Annotated in this window: 3 protein-coding genes; all 3 read right to left on the reverse strand. The window is 71.6% G+C overall.

The window, feature by feature from the left end:
- Window positions 1–1744: FUSC family protein (locus ABT116_RS39925; protein ID WP_351644831.1), on the reverse strand; the 1744-nt coding region annotated here is incomplete at its 3' end.
- Between the two features lie 84 nt (window positions 1745–1828).
- Window positions 1829–3199 carry an NAD(P)/FAD-dependent oxidoreductase gene (locus tag ABT116_RS39930; protein ID WP_351644834.1) on the reverse strand — a complete coding sequence of 457 codons (1371 nt, stop codon included), beginning with the start codon at window positions 3197–3199 and terminating at the stop codon, window positions 1829–1831.
- Window positions 3200–3416: 217 nt separating this feature from the next.
- Window positions 3417–4494 (reverse strand): PP2C family protein-serine/threonine phosphatase (locus tag ABT116_RS39935; RefSeq protein ID WP_351644837.1); only part of this gene is annotated, 1078 nt, incomplete at its 5' end.

Consider the following 4494-nt stretch of genomic DNA (forward strand, 5'->3'; position numbering starts at 1 on the left):
CGGTGACATCGGCCAGCCGCTCCAGCACGGTGCCCAGCAGCTCGTTCGTACGGCGGTCCGTCTGCACCGGCAGGACCAGCGCCGCAGCGACCACCCCGCAGGCCGCGCCGAGAGCCGTCTCCTCGATGCGCAGCACGAGCACGTCGAGGCTGTAGGTGTGCAGCAGCGTGTACAGCAGTCCCAGCATCGCGGTGACGAAGAACGACATCAGGGTGTACGACAGCGGCGCCGAGTAGAACATCGCGAAGATCAGCACCAGGACCAGGGCGAACGCCGTCCAGGTGTGGTTGCCGACCAGCCCCGCCAGGACGATCCCGGCCACCACGCCGAACACCGTGCCCAGCAGCCGCCGGTACCCCTTGACCAGGATCTCGCCCGTCGAGGCGGTGTTGAGGAAAACGATCCAGCACGTCAGTACCGCCCAGTACCAGCGCTGCGTCGACAGCAGCTCGCCGCCCACGATGGCCAGCGCGGATCCGACGGCGACCTGCACGGCCGCACGCGTGGTGGGCCGTCGCAGACCCGTCTGCTCGTCCTGCGCCGTCTCCTCGCCGCCGCCGTCGATCGCGGCGTCCTCGGCGTCCAGCTCCTCGCGGGAGCGGGCCGTGGCGGGGGTGTCGTCCGACTCGTCCTGCGGACCGTCCAGGGCGATCCGCAGCCCGAGCACCGCGCGCGCCGACTCGCCGATGCCGCGGAAGACGTCCTGGACGGCGGCGGAGGCGGGCGGCAGGTTCTCCTCGTCCCGGTAGCCGAGGAGCCGGTTGCGCACATGGGCGAGACCGGTGCCCGTGTCGCCGCTGCCGGCCCGCAGCACCAGGGCGTGCAGTGCCCGCAGATCGCGGCGCAGCGTGGCACCCGCCTCGTCCGGCATCTCCGGCCCGGCGACCGACGGGGCGGGCGCGCCCGGCAGGTGCAGCGTCAGCGTGTCGGCCCGTTCGGCGGTGCGGGCGGTCAGCAGCAGCAGGCCGAGCCGCTCGGCGGCGATCTCGGCGTCCGCGATCCTGCGCTGCACCAGCCGCGCCGCCGACTCGTCCGGGGTGCCCTCCTCCAGCCGGTCCTGGATCATCATCGCCGTCTCGTGGAGCCGGGCGGTCCCCTCGCGCACGGCCTGAAGCGCCTTGTCCATCTCGTCCGCGGAGGCGTCGAGGAGTTCTGCTTGCGCGGACACCAGCTGGGCCAGCCGGGCGCGGAAGGCCAGGCGCAGCCGCAGCAGCACACCGGTGGGCGTCGCGGGCACGACCGCGAAGCGCATCAGGGCACTGGAACAGAACGCCAGGGCCATGGCACCGCACAGCGCGGGCAGCGTGGAGACGGTGGCGCCGACGAACAGGGACAGGAAGTAGACCTGGAAACCGATCAGTCCGAGCGCGGTGCCCCGGTCGCCGAACCGGCGGCCGTAGACCGCACAGAAGATCAGGACGACGAAGAACGCGTCACCGACGACGACACGCGTGTTGAGGACCGCCCCCAGGGAGACCGAGGCCAGGGCCACCGGCAGTCCCAGTGCGAGCGTCACCGCCTGCGCACCGAGCTGCTTCTCGCGGATGGCGAAGGTGGCGACCATCGCCGCCATGGCCCCCGCCACCAGAAGGTGCACATCGGTCTGCAAGAGGGACAGCACGGCCAGGGTGAGGGCGATCGCGCCGACCGTCCGCAACCCGGCCGTCAGACGCAGCAGTCCGGGGTCGGACGCCGCGATCCGGTCCCGCAGTCGTGCCCGCACCGCGCGTCCCGCTGCCCTCACGCCGCCGCACTCTCTCCCGACTCACACCAAGATCCGTATCTCAGCATGACATGCCACGGGCGGATGCTCCCGTCCGGCCCGGTCCTACTCCGGCCGGCCCGACCCCTCGACCTGCGCCCGCACCTGCTCCGGCGTCAGATAGGCGTCCGTGTACTCGAAGTCCTTCAGCCGGGCGGCCTTGCGGGCCTGGAACCCCGTCCGTACGAAGTCGTCGCCGGCGACGGCGTTGAGCAGCCAGTTCGTCATCACCCGCGTCTTGGCCACGTTGGTGCGCAGCGCCGACCAGTGGTAGCCGCGGGCCACGGCCTGGGCGGGCAGCCCGCGCAGTTCGATGCCCAGCGGCTTGGAGACCGCGTCGGTGCCGCCGAGGTCGACGACGAGCCCGAGGTCCTTGTGGACGTACGGCTTCATCACCTGGCCCCGCAGCGACGCGATGACGTTGTCGGCGACGTGCTTGCCCTGCCGCAGGGCGTGCTGCGCGGTGGGCGGGCACATGGCCCCGTCCCCCTTGGCCAGGTCGGGCACGGCGGCCGAGTCGCCGAGCGCGAACACACCGTCGTCGCCCGGCAGGTTCATCTCCGGGGCGACCGCGAGCCGGCCCTTGACGGTCTCCGCGCCGAGCGTGGCGATGAGCGGGCTGGCGACCACTCCGGCGGTCCAGATGAGCGTGCGGGTCGGAATCACCCGCCCGTCGGTGAAGGTGACCTCCTCGGGGCCCGCCTTGGCGATGGAGGTGCCCAGGGAGATCTCGATGCCCCGCCGGCGCAGGATCTCCTGCGCGCTGCTGCCGAGCTTGTCGCCCAGCTCCGGCATCAGCTTCGGCGCGATGTCGATCAGATGCCACTTGATCAGGCTCGGGTCCAGCCGCGGGTAGCGCTTGACCGCCGCGTGCGTCAGCCGCTGCAGGCACGCCGCGGTCTCGGTGCCCGCGTAACCGCCGCCGACCACCACGAACTGCAACCGCGAGGCCCGCTCCACGGGGTCCTGGCTCGCGTCGGCCAGGTCCAGCTGCGAGATGACGTGGTCACGGATGTACGCCGCCTCCGCGAGCGTCTTCATCCCGAACGCGTGGTCCGTCAGCCCCGGGATGTCGAAGGTCCGGGTGATGCTGCCGGGCGCCAGCACGATGTAGTCGTACGGCTCGTTGACGATCTCGTCGGTGATGGTGCGGATGACACAGACCTTGGACTTCAGGTCCACGCCGATGGCGCCGCCCGGAATGATCCGCGTGCGGTACTTCTTGCTGCGGCGCAGGGAGACGGCGATCGACTGCGGCGTCAGCACACCGGAGGCGACCTGGGGGAGCAGCGGCAGGTAGAGCTGGTAGGCGAACGGCGTCACCAGCGTGACGTCCGCCTCGTCCGGGGAGAGTTTCCGTTCCAGACGGCGGACGCACTCCACACCGGCGAAGCCTGCGCCAACCACCAGGATCCTGGGTCGTGTCACGGTGTTCATCCCTTTCTGCGGCTCCAGGCGGTCTGCCTCGAACGCCTTCCGACTGCCCCTGGATCGCTGGTTCGCACCCTTTCGATCCCACCGTGTCTCCGGCCGGCGCGCCAGCCGGACGCGGCAGGCAGACGAACGCGTCGATCACCACCATGCCCGCACCGTGGCCGAAAAGCACCAGGCGGGAGTGAAGAACGCGTGCACACCCGGACGGCCGGACCCGCCGTCAGGAGTCCACACGACCTTGGACATGACACAGCAACAGACACACGTCGTCGTCCCGTTCGGAATCGCTCAGCAGCGGAGGAAGCAGCCGGTCCGCCGAGCCCTCCAGGTCCGCGTCCAGTTCCGCGGACCGGAACCCGCCGAGCGCCGTGGCCAGCCGCTCGATCCCGGGGTCTATGCCCTGGGCACGCCGCTCCACCAGCCCGTCCGTGTACAGCGCGAGGGTCGAGCCGGGCTCCAGATCCTCCGTGTGGTCGGCGATCTCCTGGGTGAGCGGGATGCCGAGCATCGCCCCGGGTTTGGCGTCGAGGGTGCGCACGGTGCCGTCGGGCAGGCGCAGCACCGGCGGGGGATGCCCCGCGGCGGCCCAGGTCAGCGTGGGCTCGTCCGGGTGGAACCGGGCGATGACGGCGGTGGCGTACAGATCCGGCTGGAGGTGGTGCAGGAACCGGTGCAGGCGGGTCAGCAGCCGGCCGGGGCTGTCGCCGTCGACGGCGTACGCCCGCAGCGCGGTGCGCAGCTGGCTCATCATGACCGCCGCGTGCAGACCGTGTCCGGTCACATCTCCGATGACGGTGATGAGACCGCCGTCCCGCTGGGGGAACGCGTCGTACCAGTCGCCGCCGATGTTCAGCCCGTGGGTGGCCGGAAGGTACCGCGCCGCGAGGCTGAGACCCGGCGTGGTAGGGAGATCCGTCAGCAGGGCACGCTGCAGCGTCTCGGCGATGTCGCGGTTGTGCTCGAAGCGCCGGGCGTTGTCGATCGCGATGCTGGCCCGCCGGGTGAGCTCGATCAGCATCACCGCGTCGTCCGGGTCCCAGCGTTCCCCCGGCGGCGAGAGCGTCAGGATCCCCAGCGGAGCCCGTCGCGTCGGCAGCGGCACGCACAGCAACGGCCGTCCGGGATCCAGCGCCGACGGCGGCTGGTCCTCGACGCCGGGCAGGTTGCCGGGATGGTCGGCGGCGTACTGGGGCCGCCCGGTGCGGGCCGCGACCACCGCGGCGGCCGGATGGGGCGCCGACCGGTGCTTGTCCTCCTCGTGGTCGAACAGCCAGACGTCGACGCTGCGCGCGTACTCC

It is taken from the genome of Streptomyces sp. NPDC002130 (genome assembly GCF_040296465.1).
In the GTDB taxonomy this organism is placed as follows: Bacteria; Actinomycetota; Actinomycetes; order Streptomycetales; family Streptomycetaceae; genus Streptomyces.

What these genes read in the sequence shown, in the direction of transcription:
- ABT116_RS39930 (WP_351644834.1), bottom strand. Translation starts at nt 3,199, where the DNA reads ATGAACACCGTGACACGACCCAGGATCCTGGTGGTTGGCGCAGGCTTC.